The sequence below is a fragment of the Myxococcus sp. CA051A genome (assembly GCF_013336705.1).
Taxonomy (GTDB): domain Bacteria; phylum Myxococcota; class Myxococcia; order Myxococcales; family Myxococcaceae; genus Myxococcus; species Myxococcus llanfairpwllgwyngyllgogerychwyrndrobwllllantysiliogogogochensis.
Genome location: NZ_JABUMS010000005.1, coordinates 591,038 through 609,111 on the forward strand (window position 1 = coordinate 591,038; position 18,074 = coordinate 609,111).

Consider the following 18,074-nt stretch of genomic DNA (forward strand, 5'->3'; position numbering starts at 1 on the left):
GCATCGTCAACCGCCTCCTGTGGATGCAGCAGCAGTACGGCCTGTCTCCCGACGACTCCGTCCTTCAGAAGACTCCCTTCTCCTTCGACGTCTCCGTCTGGGAGTTCTTCTGGCCCCTCATGACGGGTGCTCGCCTCGTCCTCGCGAAGCCTGGCGGACACCAGGACCCCGCCTACCTCGTCCGCCTCATCTCCGAGCAGCGCATCTCCACCCTGCACTTCGTCCCCTCCATGCTCCGCGCCTTCCTGGAGGAGCCGGGACTCGAGAAGCTCTCGGGCCTGCGTCGCGTCGTGTGCAGTGGTGAGGCTCTCTCCTCGGAGTTGGTGGCTCGCGCCCACTCGCGCCTGCCGGCCTCCGCCGAAGTCCACAACCTCTACGGCCCCACCGAGGCCGCCGTCGACGTCTCCTTCTTCCACTGCGCTCGCGGTTCCTCCCGCTCCTCCGTCCCCATCGGCAGGCCCGTCGCCAACACCCGCCTCTACGTCCTCGACTCCCTCGGCCAGCCCACTCCCATCGGCGTCCCTGGTGAACTCTTCATCGGTGGCGTCCAGGTCGGTCTCGGCTACTGGCGCAAGCCCCAGCTCACCGCCGAGCGCTTCATCCCCGATGCGTTCTCCGACGCTCCCGAGGCTCGCCTCTACCGCACCGGCGACGTCGCTCGCTGGCTGCCTGACGGCACCCTGGAGTACCTCGGCCGCTCCGACTTCCAGGTCAAGCTGCGCGGCTTCCGCATCGAGCTGGGTGACATCGAAGCCGCTCTCCTTTCTCACCCCTCCGTCCGCGACGCCGTCGTCCTCGTTCGCGAGGACGTCCCCGGCGACCAGCGCCTCGTCGCCTACGTCACGGGAGACGCGGAGCCGTTGACGGTTGAATTGCTGAAGACCCATCTCCAGCCGCGCCTGCCCGAGTACATGGTGCCGTCGGCCTTCACGCATCTGGGCGTGCTGCCGCTGTCTCCGAGCGGCAAGGTGGACCGAAAAGCCCTGCCCGCTCCTGAGGCGCCCGTCGCGCAGCCCGGCAGGTACGTGGCGCCCCGGACACCGCTGGAGGAAACACTCGCCACGCTCTTCGCGCAGGTGCTCGGCATCGAGCGCATCGGGATTCACGACGGCTTCTTCGAGATGGGCGGCCACTCGCTGCTCGCCACGCAGGTGGTCGTCCGCGTCCGGGGCGCGCTGGGCCTGGAGCTGCCCCTGCGCACGCTGTTCGAGGCACCCACCGTGGCCGCGCTCGCGGCGCGTCTGGATGCCCGATCCCAGGGCACGAGCCCGAGCGGGGAGCAACCGCCCCTGGTTCGTGTGGACCGCACGGGACGACTCCCACTCTCCTTCGCGCAGCAGCGTCTGTGGTTCCTGGATCAGCTCCAGCCGGGCATGGCGCTCTACAACATGCCCGTGGCGCTGCGCCTGTCCGGACGTCTGGAGCACACCGCGTTCCAGCAGGCCGTGGACGAACTGGTGCGCCGCCACGAGTCCCTGCGCACCACGTTCCGCGTGGTGGAAGGCGAGCCTCATCAGGTCATCCACCCCGCCCTGCCCGGAAACCTCCGGGTGGTGGACCTCTCGGGCCGGTCCGCCGAGCAGCGAGCGGAAGAGACGACGCGGCTCGCGATGGAGGACGCGAGCCGTCCGTTCGACCTCGCCTCGGGTCCCCTCATGCGCACCACGTTGCTGGTTCTGGAACCGAACGAGCGCGTGCTGCTCTTGTGCATGCACCACGCCATCTCCGACGGCTGGTCCCAGACGGTGCTGGTGCGCGAGCTGGTCCAGCTCTACGAGGCTTTCCGCCAGGGCCTTCCGTCTCCGCTGCCGGAGCTGCCGATTCAGTACGCGGACTATTCCCTCTGGCAGCGCGACTGGCTCCAGGGCGCGACGCTCCAGACGCAGCTCGACTGGTGGAAAGGCCGGCTCTCGGGTGCCCCGGGCATGCTGGACTTGCTCACCGACAAGCCTCGCCCGGCGGTGCTCTCGCACCAGGGCGCCAGCATCCCCCTGAGCCTGTCACCCGCGCTCAGCAACGCGCTGGAGGCCCTCGCTCAACGTGAGCGCGTCACTCCCTTCATGCTGTTGCTGGCCGGGTTCCAAACCTTGCTGCACCGGTACTCAGGGCAGGACGACATCCTCATCGGCTCGCCCATCGCGGGTCGCCACCATGCCCGGACGGAGGGTCTTATCGGCTTCTTCGTCAACACCCTGGTGCTGCGCGCCCGCTTCACGCCGGACCTCACGTTCCGGGGCCTGCTGGCCCAGGTCCGCGACATGACGCTCGGGGCCTACGAGCACCAGGACATCCCCTTCGAGCGACTGGTGGAGGAGCTTCAGCCGACGCGTGACTTGAGCCGCACGCCGCTGTTCCAGGCCCTCTTCGCCCTCCAGAACATGCCGACCGCGGAGATGGCACTGCCGGAGCTGACGCTGCGAAGCGTGGACGTGGAACACACCGCCAGTCGCTTCGAGCTGGAGTTGGCCCTGACCCGAACGACGGAGGGCTACAGCGGAATCCTGTCCTTCAACACGGACCTGTTCGAGCGCCCCACCGCCGAGCGCTTCGTGGCGCACCTGCTGCGCCTGCTGGAAGCGGCCGTCGCGGAAGCGGACGCGCCGCTCTCCTCCCTCTCGCTGATGACGGAGGCCGAACGCCAGCGAGTCCTCGTCGAGTGGAATGACACCCGCGCGGACTACCCGTCCGAGGCCACCCTGCCCCTGCTGTTCTCCGAGCAGGTCCGGCGCACGCCCGAGGCCATCGCCCTCCAGTTCGAGGGCCAGCACCTCACCTACGCGGAGCTCGACGCCCGCTCGAATCAGCTCGCTCGACACTTGCTGTCCCTGGGCTTGGGGCAGGAGCCGCGCCTCGCCGTATGCATTCCGCGCGGCCTGGAGCTCTACGTGGCGCTGCTCGGCATCCTCAAGGCCGGCGGCTGCTACGTCCCGCTCGATGCGAGCCATCCGTCGCGGCGCATCGCGTTCATGCTCGAGGACTCCAGCGTCGCCGGTGTCCTCACCGTGAGCGCGGTCCAGGGCGTGATTCCCTCCGGGCCCTGGCCCGTGGTGGTGCTCGACACCGACTCTCCCCTCATCGCGAGTCGGTCCTCGGAGCCGCTCTCCGTACCGCTCTGCTCGGACAACCTCGCGTACGTCACGTACACGTCAGGCTCCACCGGCACACCCAAGGGCGTGGCCATCACCCATCGGGGCGTGCTGCGACTCATCTTCGGCGCGGGCTTCGCGTCTCGTGAGCCTGGCGAGGTCATCCTCCAGGTGATTCCGCTGACGTTCGACCCTTCAGCGCAGGAGATCTGGAGCGCGCTGCTTTCGGGAGCGCGGCTCGCCGTGTATCCGCCGGGGACGCCAGAGGTGACGGAGCTGGCCCGCGTCATCGACGAGCACCACGTCACCACCGCGCAGCTCGCCAGCGCCCTCTTCGACGTCATGCAGCGGCATGAACCGGAGGCCCTGTCCCGACTGCCCCGGCTGTGGGTGGGAGGCGACGTACTGCCCGTCCCCACGGCTCGCGAGCGGCTGGCTCGAGGGCTCTCGCTCACCAACGTATACGGCCCCACGGAGGCCACCGTGGTGACGACGCTGCAGGTGCTGTCACCGGGCATGCCCCTGGGCGACTCCATCCCCATCGGCCGCCCCATTCCGAACACCCAGGTCTACGTCCTCGACGCCTCGCTGCGGCCCGTCCCGGTGGGCGTGCCCGGCGAGCTGTTCATCGGAGGCCCGGGCCTGGCACGTGGCTACCAGGGACGTCCCGCGCTCACCGCCGAGCGCTTCGTGCCGCATCCCTTCTCCACCACGCCCGGTGAGCGCCTCTATCGCACGGGAGACCGCGTGTGCTGGACGCAGGACGGTGTGCTCCGCTTCCTCGGACGCATCGACCTCCAGGTGAAGTTGCGCGGCTTCCGCATCGAGCTGGGTGAAATCGAGTCCTCCCTCCGCGCGCATCCCGAGGTGCGCGAGGTGGCCGTCGTCATTCGGGAGGACGTGCCCGGCGACAAGCGCCTGGTGGCCTACGTCGCCACGACCGACGGCAACCCGCCCACCGGCGAGGACCCCAAGGCGTGGCTGCGGCAACGGCTGCCCGAGTACATGGTGCCCGCGCACGTCATGTACCTGTCCGCCCTGCCTCAGACGACGCACGGCAAGGTGGACCGCAAGGCCCTGCCGGTTCCGGAGACGTCCGTGACGACGACACCGGAGGATGCGGCACCGCGAAGCCCGCTGGAGGCCCAGCTCGCGACCATCTGGGCGGAAGTCCTGCATCGCGACACCGTGGGCCGCCACGACAACTTCTTCGAGCTGGGCGGCCACTCGCTCATGGCGACGCAGGTGGTGTCGCGCATCCGCGCCGCGCTGGGCGTGGAGCTTCCGCTGGCCAGGCTGTTCAGCGCCCCCACGGTGGTGGAGCTGGCGGCGAAGCTCGGTTCGGCCACGAAGGTGAAGGCCCCGGCCCTCACGCGCGTCCCGCGCACGGACGACCTGCCGCTGTCGTTCGCCCAACAACGCCTGTGGTTCATTGACCAGCTCGAGCCGGGGTCCACGCTGTACAACAGCCCGCTCCCCCTGCGCCTGGAAGGCACGCTGGATGAGCGCGCCCTCCGTCAAACCTTCGACGAGCTGGTCCGGCGCCACGAGTCGCTGCGCACCACGTTCAGTTCCGAGGCGGGCCAGCCCGTCCAGAAGATCAGCCCCGCGACCTTCGTGCCCGTGCAGAAGGTGGACCTGTCGGACATGGACCCGGAGGACCTGCGCACCGCGGAGGCCTACCGGCTGGTGAACGAAGAGGCCCGTCGTCCGTTCGACCTGGCACGGGGCCCGCTGCTGCGAACGCTGTTGCTGAAGCTCCGGCCCCAGGAGCACATCCTGGTCCTCCACGTGCACCACATCGTGTCGGACGGCTGGTCGCTCGGCGTGTTCGTGCGCGAGATGACGGCGCTGTACGAGGCCTTCCGTCGAGGGCTCCCGTCGCCGCTTCCTGAGCTGTCCATCCAGTACGCGGACTACGCCGTCTGGCAGCGCTCATGGTTGCGAGACGACACGCTCACGGAGCAGGTCGGCTGGTGGAAGCAGCAGTTGGAAGGAGCGCCCTTCGCGCTGGACATGCCCACGGACAAGGCGCGTCCGGCGGTGTTCAGTCACCGGGGGGCCCTCGTCGATGTGCGCCTTCCGCTGAAGCTCTCCCAGGCCGTGGAGGCGCTGGCGCACAAGGAAGGCGCCTCGCCCTTCATGGTGCTGCTGGCCGCGTTCCAGACGTTGCTCCACCGGTACTCGGGGCAGGATGACATCCTCGTCGGCTCGCCCATCGCCAACCGCAACCTGGGGGACACGGAGGGGCTGATTGGCTTCTTCGTGAACACGCTGGTGCTGCGCGCGCGCTTCGGCCCGAAGCAGGGCTTCCGCGAACTGTTGGCGCAGATGCGCGACAGGACGCTGGGTGCGTACGAGTACCAGGGCGTTCCCTTCGAGAAGATGGTCGAGGAGCTCCAGCCGCGGCGTGACGCGAGCCGCACACCGTTGTTCCAGGCCATGTTCACGCTCCAGAACGCGCCGCTGCCGGAGATCGTCCTGCCGGAGCTGTCCGTGTCTCCGGCCGACCTCGACGAAACGGGCCTCGCCCTGGTCGAGCTGGGCCTGGACCTGACCCGAACCCCCGAGGGCTTCAACGGTGCCTTCAGCTACAGCACCGACCTCTACGAGCCCGCGACGCTGGAGCGCTTCTCCCTGCACTTCCTGATGTTGCTGCGAGCCATCGTCGCGCAGCCGGAGACGCCGCTGTCGGAGCTGCCGTTGCTGTCACCGGAGGAGCGCCAGCAGTTGCTCCTGGAGTGGACGGGCGAGCGCGAGGAGCTGCCCGCCGATGCGCGCATCCACGCGCTCATCGAGGCGCAGGTGGCCAGGACTCCCGACGCGGTGGCGGTGGTGTCGGGCGAGGACTCCGTCACCTATCGCGAGCTGGAGGCCCGGGCCACGCGGCTGGCGCGGCGCCTGCGCGAGCTGGGTGTCGGACTGGAGACGCGCGTCGCCGTGTGCATGGAGCGCTCGGTGGAGTTGCTGGTGTCGCTGCTCGGTGTGCTCAAGGCCGGTGGCGCCTACGTGCCGTTGGACCCGGAGTACCCGGCGGAGCGACTGGCCTTCATGTTGGAGGACAGCGGCGCGCGCGTCGTGGTGTCGCGCGGACCAGCGCGCGAGAAGCTGGGAGACCTGGCCGGGCGCGACTGGCTGGACGTGGACACCGTGCCTCGCGAGGGTGACGTGGCGGCGCTCACGGTGGACGTGCCTCCGGAGGCGGCGGCGTACGTGCTGTACACGTCCGGTTCGACGGGGCAACCCAAGGGCGTGGTGGTGCAACACCGCTCGTTGGTGAACTTCACGCGGGCGGCGTGGAAGACCTATCCCGTGGAGCCGGGCGACCGGATGCTTCAGTTCGCGTCCATCAGTTGGGACACGAGCGCGGAGGAGATCTATCCCTGCCTCACGCGAGGCGGGACGCTGGTGCTGCGCACGCCGGACATGTTGGACGCGCCGGCGGTGTTCCTCGCGAAGTGCGAGTCGGCGGGTGTGACGCAGCTCAACCTGCCCACGGCGTTCTGGCACGAAATCACCGCGAGCCTGGAGGAGGGCCGCGCCCGTCTGCCGAAGCAGCTCAAGTGGGTGGTGATTGGCGGTGAGCGCGCGGCCCCCGAGCGATTGGCCGCATGGCGGCGCGGCGCGGGCATGGCCATTCCCCTGCGAAACACCTACGGGTTGACCGAGGTGACGGCGGTGGCCACTGCGGTGGACCTGATGGCGGTGAGCAACGACGAGGGCGCGCGGGAAGTGCCCATCGGTCGACCGCTGACGAACGTGACGACGTACGTGCTCGACAGCGCCTTCGAGCCCACACCGACGGGCGTGGTGGGCGAGCTGTACATCGGTGGCGAGGGCGTCGCGCGCGGCTACCTCGGACGCGCGGACCTGACGGCGGATCGCTTCACCCCCAATCCCTTCGGCCAGGGCGAACGGCTCTACCGCACGGGCGACAAGGCCCGCTGGAAGCGGGACGGGGGCCTGGAGTACCTCGGTCGAGGCGACACGCAGGTGAAGCTGCGCGGAGTCCGCATCGAGCTGGGTGAAATCGAAGCGGCGCTCCGCGCGGTCCCCGAGGTGCGGGACGCGGTGGCGCAGGTGCGTGAGGACGTCCCCGGCGACAAGCGCCTGGTGGCGTACGTGGTGCCCTCCGGGGCGACGCAGGACGCGGTGCCGGAGCTGGACGTGCTGGCCTTGCATGACCAGCTCCAGCGGCGGCTGCCCGCGTACATGATGCCGGCGGCCTTCGTGCCGCTCGCCGTGTTGCCGCTCACGCCCAACGGCAAGGTGGACCGCAAGGCCCTGCCCGCGCCGGATGCGAACCTCCACCGCGTCACCCGCGCGCACGAGCCACCCGCGACGCCCATGGAGGAGCGACTGGCGGAGCTGTGGCGCGAGTTGCTGCGAGTCCCCACGGTGGGCCGTCGCGACAACTTCTTCGAGCTGGGTGGCCACTCGCTGATGGCCACGCGGTTGGTGGCGCGCGTCCGCGACGAGTTCAGCGTGGAGCTGGGACTGCGGGCCTTCTTCGAGGCCCCCACGCTGGCGGGGCTCGCGGAGCGCCTCACCAGCGCGACGTCGAGCAGCTCCCTGCCGGAGCTGGGACGGCGTCGTGGACAAGGCTCCGCGCCCCTGTCCTTCGCGCAGCAGCGTCTGTGGTTCCTGGACCAGCTCCAGCCGGGTACGTCGCTCTACAACATGCCCGTGGCGCTGCGCCTGTCCGGACGTCTGGAGCACACCGCGTTCGAACGAGCCGTGGACGAACTGGTGCGCCGCCATGAGTCCCTGCGCACCACGTTCCTCGCGGTGGAAGGCGAGCCTCATCAAGTCATCCACCCCGCCCTGCCCGGAAACCTCCGGGTGGTGGACCTCACAAGCCGGTCCGCCGAACAACGGGCCGAAGAGACAACGCGGCTCGCGATGGAGGATGCGAGCCTTTCGTTCGACCTCGCCTCGGGTCCCCTCATGCGCACCACGTTGCTGGTGCTGGAGCCGAACGAGCACGTGCTGCTCTTGTGCATGCACCACACCATCTCCGACGGCTGGTCCCAGGCGGTGCTGGTGCGCGAACTGGTCCAGCTCTACGAATCGTTCCGTCAGGGCCTTCCGTCTCCGCTGCCGGAGCTGCCGATTCAGTACGCGGACTACTCCCTCTGGCAGCGCGACTGGCTCCAGGGCGCGACGCTCCAGACGCAGCTCGACTGGTGGAAGGGCCGGCTCTCGGGTGCCCCGGGCATGCTGGACCTGCTCACCGACAAGCCTCGCCCGGCGGTGCTCTCGCACCAGGGCGCGAGTGTTCCTCTGAACCTGTCACCCGCGCTCAGCAACGCGCTGGAGGCCCTCGCTCAACGTGAGCGCGTCACTCCCTTCATGCTGTTGCTGGCCGGCTTCCAGACCTTGCTGCACCGGTACTCGGGGCAGGACGACATCCTCATCGGCTCGCCCATCGCGGGTCGCCACCACGCCCGGACGGAGGGCCTCATCGGCTTCTTCGTCAACACCCTGGTGCTGCGCGCCCGCTTCGCTCCGGACCTCACGTTCCGGGGCCTGCTGGCCCAGGTGCGCGACATGACGCTCGGGGCCTACGAGCACCAGGACATCCCCTTCGAGCGGCTGGTGGAGGAGCTTCAGCCGACGCGTGACTTGAGCCGCACCCCGCTGTTCCAGGCCCTCTTCGCCCTCCAGAACACGCCAGACGCGGAGATGGCGCTGCCGGAGCTGACGCTGCGAAGCGTGGAGGTGGAATACACCGTCAGTCGCTTCGAGCTGGAGTTGGCCCTGACCCGAACGCCGGAGGGCTACAGCGGAGGACTGGCCTTCAAGACGGACCTGTTCGAGCGCTCCACCATCGACCGACTGGGGGCGCACCTGTTGCGCCTGCTGGAAGCAGCCGTCGCCGACGCGGACGCGCCGCTCTCCACCCTGTCGCTGATGACGGAGATCGAACGCCAGCGAGTCCTCGTCGAGTGGAATGACACCCGCGCGGACTACCCGTCCGAGGCCACCCTGCCCCTGCTGTTCTCCGAGCAGGTCCGGCGCACGCCCGAGGCCATCGCCATTCAGTTCGAGGGCCAGCACCTCACGTACGCGGAACTCGACGCGCGCTCGAACCAGCTCGCTCGACACTTGCTGTCCCTGGGCTTGGGGCAGGAGCCGCGCCTCGCCGTGTGCATTCCGCGGAGCCTGGAGCTCTACGTGGCGCTGCTCGGCATCCTCAAGGCCGGCGGCTGCTACGTCCCGCTCGATTCGAGCCATCCGTCGCGGCGCATCGCCTTCATGCTCGAGGACTCCAGCGTCGCAGGTGTCCTCACCGTGAGCGCGGTCCAGGGCGTGCTGCCCTCGGGTGCCTGGCCCGTGGTGGCGCTCGACACCGATGAGGTGCGCATCGCGACCCAATCCGAGGCTCCGCTCTCAGTACCGCTCTGCTCGGACAACCTCGCGTACGTCACGTACACGTCGGGCTCCACCGGCATGCCCAAGGGCGTGGCCATCACCCACCGGGGCGTGCAGCGGCTCATCGCCGGCATGGGTGTCTCGTCTCGCGAGCCCGGCGAGGTCACCCTCCAGGTGACTCCGCTGACGTTCGACCCCTCAGCACTGGAGATCTGGAGCGCGCTGCTCACGGGAGCGCGGCTCGCCGTGTACCCGCCGGGGACACCGGAGGTGGCGGAGCTAGCCCGCGTCATCGACCAGCACCACGTCACCTCCGCGGTGCTCGCCACAGCCCTCTTCGACGTCATGCAGCGGCACGAGCCGGAGGCCCTGTCCCGACTGCCTCGGCTGTTGGTGGGAGGCGACGTGCTGCCCGTCCCCACGGCTCGCGAGCGGCTGGCGCGAGGGCTTGCGCTCATCAACGCGTACGGCCCCACGGAAGCGACCGTGGCGGCGACGCTGCAGGTGCTTTCACCGGGCATGTCCCTGGGCGACTCCATCCCCATCGGCCGCCCCATTCCGAACACCCAGGTCTACGTCCTCGACGCCTCGCTGCGGCCCGTCCCGGTGGGCGTGCCCGGCGAGCTGTTCATCGGTGGCCCGGGCCTGGCACGTGGCTACCAGGGACGTCCCGCGCTCACCGCCGAGCGCTTCGTGCCGCATCCCTTCTCCACCACGCCCGGCGAGCGCCTCTATCGCACGGGAGATCGCGTGTGCTGGACGCAGGACGGTGTGCTCCGCTTCCTCGGACGCATCGACCTCCAGGTGAAGTTGCGCGGCTTCCGCATCGAGCTGGGTGAAATCGAGTCCTCCCTGCGCTCGCATCCCGAGGTGCGCGAGGTGGCCGTCGTCATTCGGGAGGATGAGCCCGGCGACAAGCGCCTGGTCGCCTACGTCGTCACGGCCGACGGCAACCCTCCCTCCGGCGAGGATCCGAGAGCGTGGCTGCGGCAACGGCTGCCTGAGTACATGGTGCCCGCGCACGTCATGTACCTGTCCGCGCTGCCGCAGACGACGCACGGCAAGGTGGACCGCAAGGCCCTGCCAGTGCCGGACGCGTCTGGCTTCGACACGGGGAGTCCGCACGAGCCGCCCGCGACGCCCATGGAGGAGCGACTGGCGGAGCTGTGGCGCGAGTTGCTGCGAGTCCCCACGGTGGGCCGTCACGACAGCTTCTTCGAGCTGGGCGGCCACTCGCTGATGGCGACCCGACTGGTGGCGCGCATCCGCGACGAGTTCAGCGTGGAGCTGGGACTGCGAGCCTTCTTCGAGGCCCCCACGCTGGCGGGGCTCGCGGAGCGCCTCACCAGCGCGACGTCGAGCAGCTCCCTGCCGGAGCTGGGAAAGCCTCGCGGCCAGGGCACCGTGCCCCTGTCCTTCGCGCAGCAGCGCCTGTGGTTCCTGGATCAGCTCCAGCCGGGCACGTCGGTCTACAACATACCCGTGGCGCTGCGCCTGTCCGGGCGCCTGGAACCCACCGCGTTCCAGCAGGCCGTCGACGAACTGGTGCGCCGCCACGCGTCGCTGCGCACCACGTTCCTCGCGGTGGAAGGCGAGCCTCATCAGGTCATCCACCCCGCCCTGCCCGGAAACCTCCGGGTAGTGGACCTCTCGAGCCGGTCCGCCGAGCAGCGGGCGGAAGAGACGACGCGGCTCGCGATGGAGGATGCGAGCCTTCCGTTCGACCTCGCCTCGGGGCCGCTCATGCGCACCACGTTGCTGGTGCTGGAGCCGAACGAGCACGTGCTGCTCTTGTGCATGCACCACGCCATCTCCGACGGCTGGTCTCAGACGGTGCTGGTGCGCGAGCTGGTCCAGCTCTACGAGTCGTTCCGCCAGGGCCTGCCGTCGCCCCTGCCGGAGCTGCCGATTCAGTACGCGGACTACGCCCTCTGGCAGCGCGACTGGCTCCAGGGCGCGACGCTCCAGACGCAGCTCGACTGGTGGAAGGGACGGCTCTCGGGAGCAGCCGGCACGCTGGACTTGCTCACCGACAAGCCTCGCCCGGCGGTGCTCTCTCACCAGGGCGCCAGCATCCCCCTGAGCCTGTCACCCGCGCTCAGCAACGCGCTGGAGGCCCTGGCTCAACGTGAGCGCGTCACGCCCTTCATGCTGTTGCTGGCCGGGTTCCAGACCTTGCTGCACCGGTACTCGGGGCAAGATGACATCCTCATCGGCTCGCCCATCGCGGGGCGCCACCATGCCCGGACGGAGGGCCTCATCGGCTTCTTCGTCAACACCCTGGTGCTGCGCGCCCGCTTCGCTCCGGACCTCACGTTCCGGAGCCTGCTGGCCCAGGTGCGCGACATGACGCTCGGGGCCTACGAGCACCAGGACATCCCCTTCGAGCGACTGGTGGAGGAGCTTCAGCCGACGCGTGACTTGAGCCGTACTCCGCTGTTCCAGGTCCTCTTCGCCCTGCAGAACACGCCAGACGCGGAGGTGGCACTGCCGGAGCTGACGCTGCGAAGCGTGGAGGTGGAATACACCGTCAGTCGCTTCGAGCTGGAGCTGGCCCTGACCCGAACGCCGGAGGGCTACAGCGGAGGACTGGCCTTCAAGACGGACCTGTTCGAGCGCTCCACCATCGAACGACTGGGGGCGCACCTGTTGCGCCTGCTGGAAGCAGCCGTCGCCGACGCGGACGCGCCGCTCTCCACCCTGTCGCTGATGACCGAGCCCGAACGCCGGCGCGTCCTCGTCGAATGGAATGACACGCGCGCGGACTACCCGTCCGAGGCCACCCTGCCCCAGCAGTTCTCTGAGCAGGTCCGGCGCACGCCCGAGGCCATCGCCCTCCAGTTCGAGGGCCAGCACCTCACCTATGCGGAACTCGACGCGCGCTCGAACCAGCTCGCTCGACACTTGCTGTCCCTCGGCTTGGGGCAGGAGCCGCGCCTCGCCGTGTGCATTCCGCGGAGCCTGGAGCTGTACGTGGCGCTGCTCGGCATCCTCAAAGCCGGCGGCTGCTACGTCCCGCTCGATTCGAGCCATCCGTCACGGCGCATCGCCTTCATGCTCAAGGACTCCAGCGTCGCCGGTGTCCTCACCGTGGGCGCGGTCCAGGGCGTGCTGCCCTCGGGTGCCTGGCCCGTGGTGGCGCTCGATACCGACGGGGGACGCATCGAGAGCCAGTCCGCGGAGCCACTCTCCGTGCCGCTGGCTTCGGACAGTCTCGCGTACGTCACGTACACGTCGGGCTCCACGGGAACGCCCAAGGGCGTGGCCATCACCCACCGGGGCGTGCTGCGCCTCGTCTCCGGTATGGGCTTCGCGTCTCGCGAGCCGGGCGAGGTCATCCTCCAGGTGGCTCCGCTGACGTTCGACCCGACGGCGCTGGAGATCTGGAGCGCGCTGCTCACGGGGGCGCGGCTCGCCGTGTACCCGCCGGTGACACCGGAGGTGACGGAGCTGGCCCGCGTCATCGACGAGCACCACGTCACCACCGCGCTGCTGGCCACCGCCCTCTTCGACGTCATGCAGCAGCATGAGCCGGAGGCCCTGTCCCGACTGCCCCGGCTGTGGGTGGGTGGCGACGTGCTGCCCGTCCCCAGGGCTCGCGAGCGATTGGCGCGTGGGCTCGCGCTCACCAACGCGTATGGCCCCACGGAAGTCACCGTGGTGACGACGCAACAGGCGCTGCCACCGGGCGAGCCCCTGGGCGACTCCGTCCCCATTGGCCGGCCCATTCCGAACACCCAGGTCTACGTCCTGGATGCGTCGCTGCGGCCCGTCCCGGTGGGCGTGCCCGGCGAGCTGTTCATCGGAGGCCCGGGCCTGGCACGTGGCTATCAGGGACGTCCGGCGCTCACCGCCGAGCGCTTCGTTCCGCATCCCTTCGCCACCACGCCGGGAGAGCGCCTCTATCGCACGGGAGACCGCGTGTGCTGGACGCAGGACGGCGCGCTCCGCTTCCTGGGACGCATCGACCTCCAGGTGAAGGTGCGTGGCTTCCGCATCGAGCTGGGTGAAGTCGAATCCGCCCTGCGCGCGCATCCCGAGGTGCGCGAGGTGGCCGTCGTCGTCCGGGAGGATGTGCCCGGCGACAAGCGCTTGGTCGCCTACGTCGTCACGGCCGACGGCAAGGCCCTCACCGGTGAGGAGCCGAGAGCGTGGCTGCGGCAACGGCTGCCTGAGTACATGGTGCCCGCGCACGTCATGTACCTGTCCGCGCTGCCGCAGACGACGCACGGCAAGGTGGACCGCAAGGCCCTGCCGGTGCCGGACGCGTCTGGCTTCGATATGGGGAGGGCGCACGAGCCGCCCGCGACCCCGTTCGAGTCGAGACTGGCGGAGCTGTGGACGGAGCTGCTCCAGGTCCCCCGCGTGGGCCGTCACGACAGCTTCTTCGAGCTGGGCGGCCACTCGCTGATGGCGACCCGACTGGTGGCGCGCATCCGCGCGGAGCTGGGCCTGGAGCTGGGCGTCCGTACACTCTTCGAGTCCCCCACGCTGGCGGGGCTCGCGGAGCATCTCCAGCGCGGGCTGTCCATGGAACGAGGGCTCGCGGTGCTGCCGCCGCTGGTGCCCGTGCCGCGAGGAGGCGCGCTCCCGCTGTCCTTCGCGCAGCAGCGATTGTGGTTCCTGGACCAGCTCCAGCCCGGACAGGCGCACTACAACATCCCCTGGGCGCTCAAGCTCCTGGGCCCGGTGAACCTGACGTCGCTCCAGCGTGCCTTCGACGCGCTGGTCCAGCGTCACGAGTCACTGCGCACGACCTTCACGATGGAGGGCGGCGAGCCGCGACAGGTCATCCATGCGACGGCAACTCCGCCGTTCAACGCGGTGGACCTGATGAAGCTGCCTCCCGAGCAGCGTGAGGCCGAAGTGCTCCGCCTCTCCACGGAGGACGCGCTCCGTCCGTTCGACCTGGCCGCGGGTCCCCTGCTGCGAGTCACCGTGCTGCACGTCACGCCGACGGAGCACGTCCTGCTCGTGTGCATGCACCACATCGTCTCGGATGGTTGGTCCATGGGCGTGCTGGTGCGTGAGCTGACCCAGCTCTACGAGGCCTTCCAGCGAGGAGCGCCGTCGCCCTTGCCGGAGCTGCCGGTGCAGTACGCCGACTACGCGGTGTGGCAGCGAGGCTGGCTCAAGGGTGAGGCCTTGAGTGAGCAGCTCGGGTGGTGGAAGCGTCACCTCGATGGCGCCGCTCCCGCGCTGGAGCTGCCCACGGACAAGCCTCGTCCGGCCGCGCTCTCGTCCCATGGCGGACTGGCGTCCCTGCGACTGTCTCCCGCACTGAGCGACGCGGTGGACGCGGCGACCCGCCGCGAGAAGGTCACGCCCTTCATGCTGCTCCTGGCCGCGTTCCAGGCCCTGCTCCAGCGGTACTCGGGACAGGACGACGTGGTGGTCGGCTCGCCCATCGCGGGCCGTCGACATGCACAGACCGAGGGCATGCTGGGTGTCTTCATCAACACCCTGGCGTTGCGCGCGCGCTTCACGCCGGAGCTGACCTTCCGAGGTCTGCTGGCCCAGGTGCGTGACACGACACTGGGCGCCTATGAGCACCAGGACCTCCCGTTCGAGCGACTGGTGGAAGAACTCCAGCCCGCGCGGGACCTGGGCCGGACGCCCCTGTTCCAGGCCATGTTCGTGCTCCAGAACGCACCGACTCCCGAAGTCGCGCTGTCGGACCTGACGCTCAAGAGCGTGGACGTGGAGCACAGCTCGACCAAGTTCGAGCTCAATCTCCACATGGTCCGAGCGACCGACGGCTACCAGGGCGGTCTCGTCTTCAGCACCGACCTGTTCGAGCCGGCCACCGCCGAGCGCCTCATGCACCACTTCCAGCACCTGCTGGAGCGCGCGCTCGCCACGCCGGATGCCCCGCTGGCCACGCTCTCGCTGCTCACGGATGACGAGCGGAAGCGACTGCTCCTGGACGCCCCCTCGGTCGAAGCGAGTGTGCAGCCGGGGCATCCCTTCCATCGCCTCTTCGAGCAGCAGGCCGCACGAACTCCCGAAGCCCCCGCGCTTCGCTGCGAGGACCAGGCGTGGAGCTACCGGCAGCTCGACCAACGCGCCAATCAGCTCGCGCATCACCTGCGCGCGTTGGGTGCCGGGCCGGATGTGCCCGTGGCCCTGTGCCTGGAGCGTGGCGTGGAGGTGGTCGCCGCGCTGCTCGCGGTCCACAAGGCGGGAGCGGCCTACGTTCCGCTGGAGCCGTCGCAGCCCGCGGCGCGCCTTCGCGGCCTCGTGGAAGAAGTGTCCGCGCCCATCGTCATCACGGAGGCGCGCCTCGCGGGTGCCTTCGACGGACTCGACGTCCGGTGCGTGCGGATGGATGAGGACGCGGCGCTGCTCGCGAACCAGCCTGTCCACGCGACGGGAGTCGAAGTCGGCCTGGAGCACCTGGCCTACGTGCTCTTCACGTCGGGCAGCACGGGTCGGCCCAAGGGCGTCGCGGTGCCGCACGGCCAGCTCATGAGCTACGTGCACGCGGCCATCGACCGGCTGCGGCTGACCGAGTGCTCGAGCTTCGCGATGGTCTCCACCTTCGCCGCGGACCTGGGCAACACGGTGCTGTTCCCCGCGCTCGTCACGGGTGGGCTGCTGCACGTGTTGACGCAGGAGCGGGCACGAAGCCCGGAAGGAGTGGCCGAGTACTTCCAGCGCCACGCGGTGGACTGCGTGAAGATCGTCCCGTCGCATCTGGCCGCGTTGCTGACGGTGCCGGAGCCGCGACGTGTCCTTCCGCGCAAGCGACTGGTGCTGGGCGGCGAGTCGTCGTCGTGGGCCCTGCTGGAGAAGGTCCACGCGCTCGCGCCGGAGTGCGAGGTCTTCAATCACTACGGGCCGACGGAGACGACGGTGGGTGTCCTCGCGGGGCGGGTGGAGCTGCCGCCCGGTGACAAGGCCCCCGCTCAGGTCCCGCTCGGTCGGGCCTTGGGACAGACACGTCTGTACGTGCTGGACGCGGGCCTGCGGCCCGTCCCCGTGGGGATGCCCGGCGAGCTGTACGTGGGTGGCCCCCAGGTGGCCCGAGGCTACTTCGGGCGTCCCGAGCTGACGGCGGAGCGCTTCCTCGCGGACCCGTTCAGCACGGCGAGCGAGGCACGCATGTACCGCACGGGAGACCGGGTCCGGTGGCTCGCGGATGGCCGCATGGAGTTCATCGGACGCATGGACTTCCAGGTGAAGGTGCGCGGCTTCCGGGTCGAACCCGGCGAGATCGCCGCGGTCTTGCGCGAGCACGAGTCCCTGCGAGACGCGGTCGTGGTGACGCGAGACGATGGCGCGGGAGACAAGAGGCTCGTGGCCTACGTCGTGGCCTCGACGCCGCCCGCGCCGGATGTGGCCACGCTGAGAACGTGGCTCCAGCAGCGCCTGCCCGAGTACATGGTGCCGTCCGCCTTCGTCGCCCTGCCCGCCCTGCCGCTGACGCTCAACGGCAAGGTGGACACGCGGGCCCTGCCGGAACCGTCCGTCGATGCGTCCGGAACGGAGTCCGCGCTGCCGCCGAGGACACCTCTGGAGCTGCGGCTGGTGCGCATCTGGGAAGAGGTGCTCGGAGTCCGCGCCGTCGGAGTCCGCGCCAACTTCTTCGAGCTGGGTGGTCACTCGCTGATGGCCGTGCGCCTCATGGCGGCGGTGAGCGAGGCGGTGGGCCGCCCGGTTCCGCTGGCCGCGCTCTTCCAGGCGCCCACGGTGGAGCAGCTCGCGGTCCTGCTCAGCGACAACGCCCCTCTCACCCCGTCCACCGTGGTGCCCTTCGGAGCCCCGCGCCCTGGCGGGAAGACGCCGTTCTTCTGCGTGCACCCCGTGGGAGGCAACGTCCTCGCCTACGCCGAACTGGCCCGTCGACTCGGAGCGGAGCGTCCCTTCATCGGCCTCCAGGCGCGGGGCGTGAACGGGGAAGCCGCACCGCGAGGCACCGTCGAGGAGATGGCCCAGGCCTATGTGACGGCGATGCGTGAGGTCCAACCCTCGGGGCCCTACCTGTTGGGAGGCTGGTCGCTCGGCGGCGTCATCGCCTACGAGATGACCCAGCAGCTCCGCGCGCAGGGGGAGCAGGTGGAGCTGCTCGCGCTCATCGACAGCTACGCCCCGGATGTGACGCGGGCCCAGGAGCCGTCGGAGTTGGATCGGTTGCAGGTGGTCGGCATGTTCGCGAGAGATTTGCTCGGGGCGTCGCTGACGAACCTCGCTCTCGACTTCGGCGCGCTCGCGGCGCTGGAGCCGGACGCGGTCCTGGAGCACCTGCTCGCGGCGGGCACCCAAGCGGGAGTCCTTCCTCCCGGAACGGACCCCGAACAACTGAAGTCCCTGCTGCGGGTGTTCGAGGCGAACCTGGGTGCCGCGCGTCGCTACGTGGCGAAGCCGCTGTCCACGCGCGCGGTGCTGTTCAAGGCCACCGAGCACGACGCGGAGCTGCCCACGGATGGCGGCTGGTCCGCGCTCATCGGTGAAGGACTGGAGCGTCACCCGGTGAAGGGAGACCACTACGGACTGCTGCGTGAGCCCGGCGTGCAAACCCTGGCCGAGCGACTGCGGGATGCGCTGAAGTCCTCGCGCTGAGCAGGCACGTGAGGTGGCTGCCGCGACTCGGACATGGAGGTCCGACGCGGC

The 18,074-nt window shown here is 69.7% G+C and carries 1 protein-coding gene; it reads left to right on the forward strand.

Annotation, left to right across the window (positions count from 1 at the left end; all coding sequences use genetic code 11):
- The coding region (locus HUA74_RS18480; protein ID WP_174455528.1) for a non-ribosomal peptide synthetase at positions 1-18,023 on the forward strand (18,023 nt) is incomplete at its 5' end.
- Positions 18,024-18,074 lie beyond the last annotated feature (51 nt).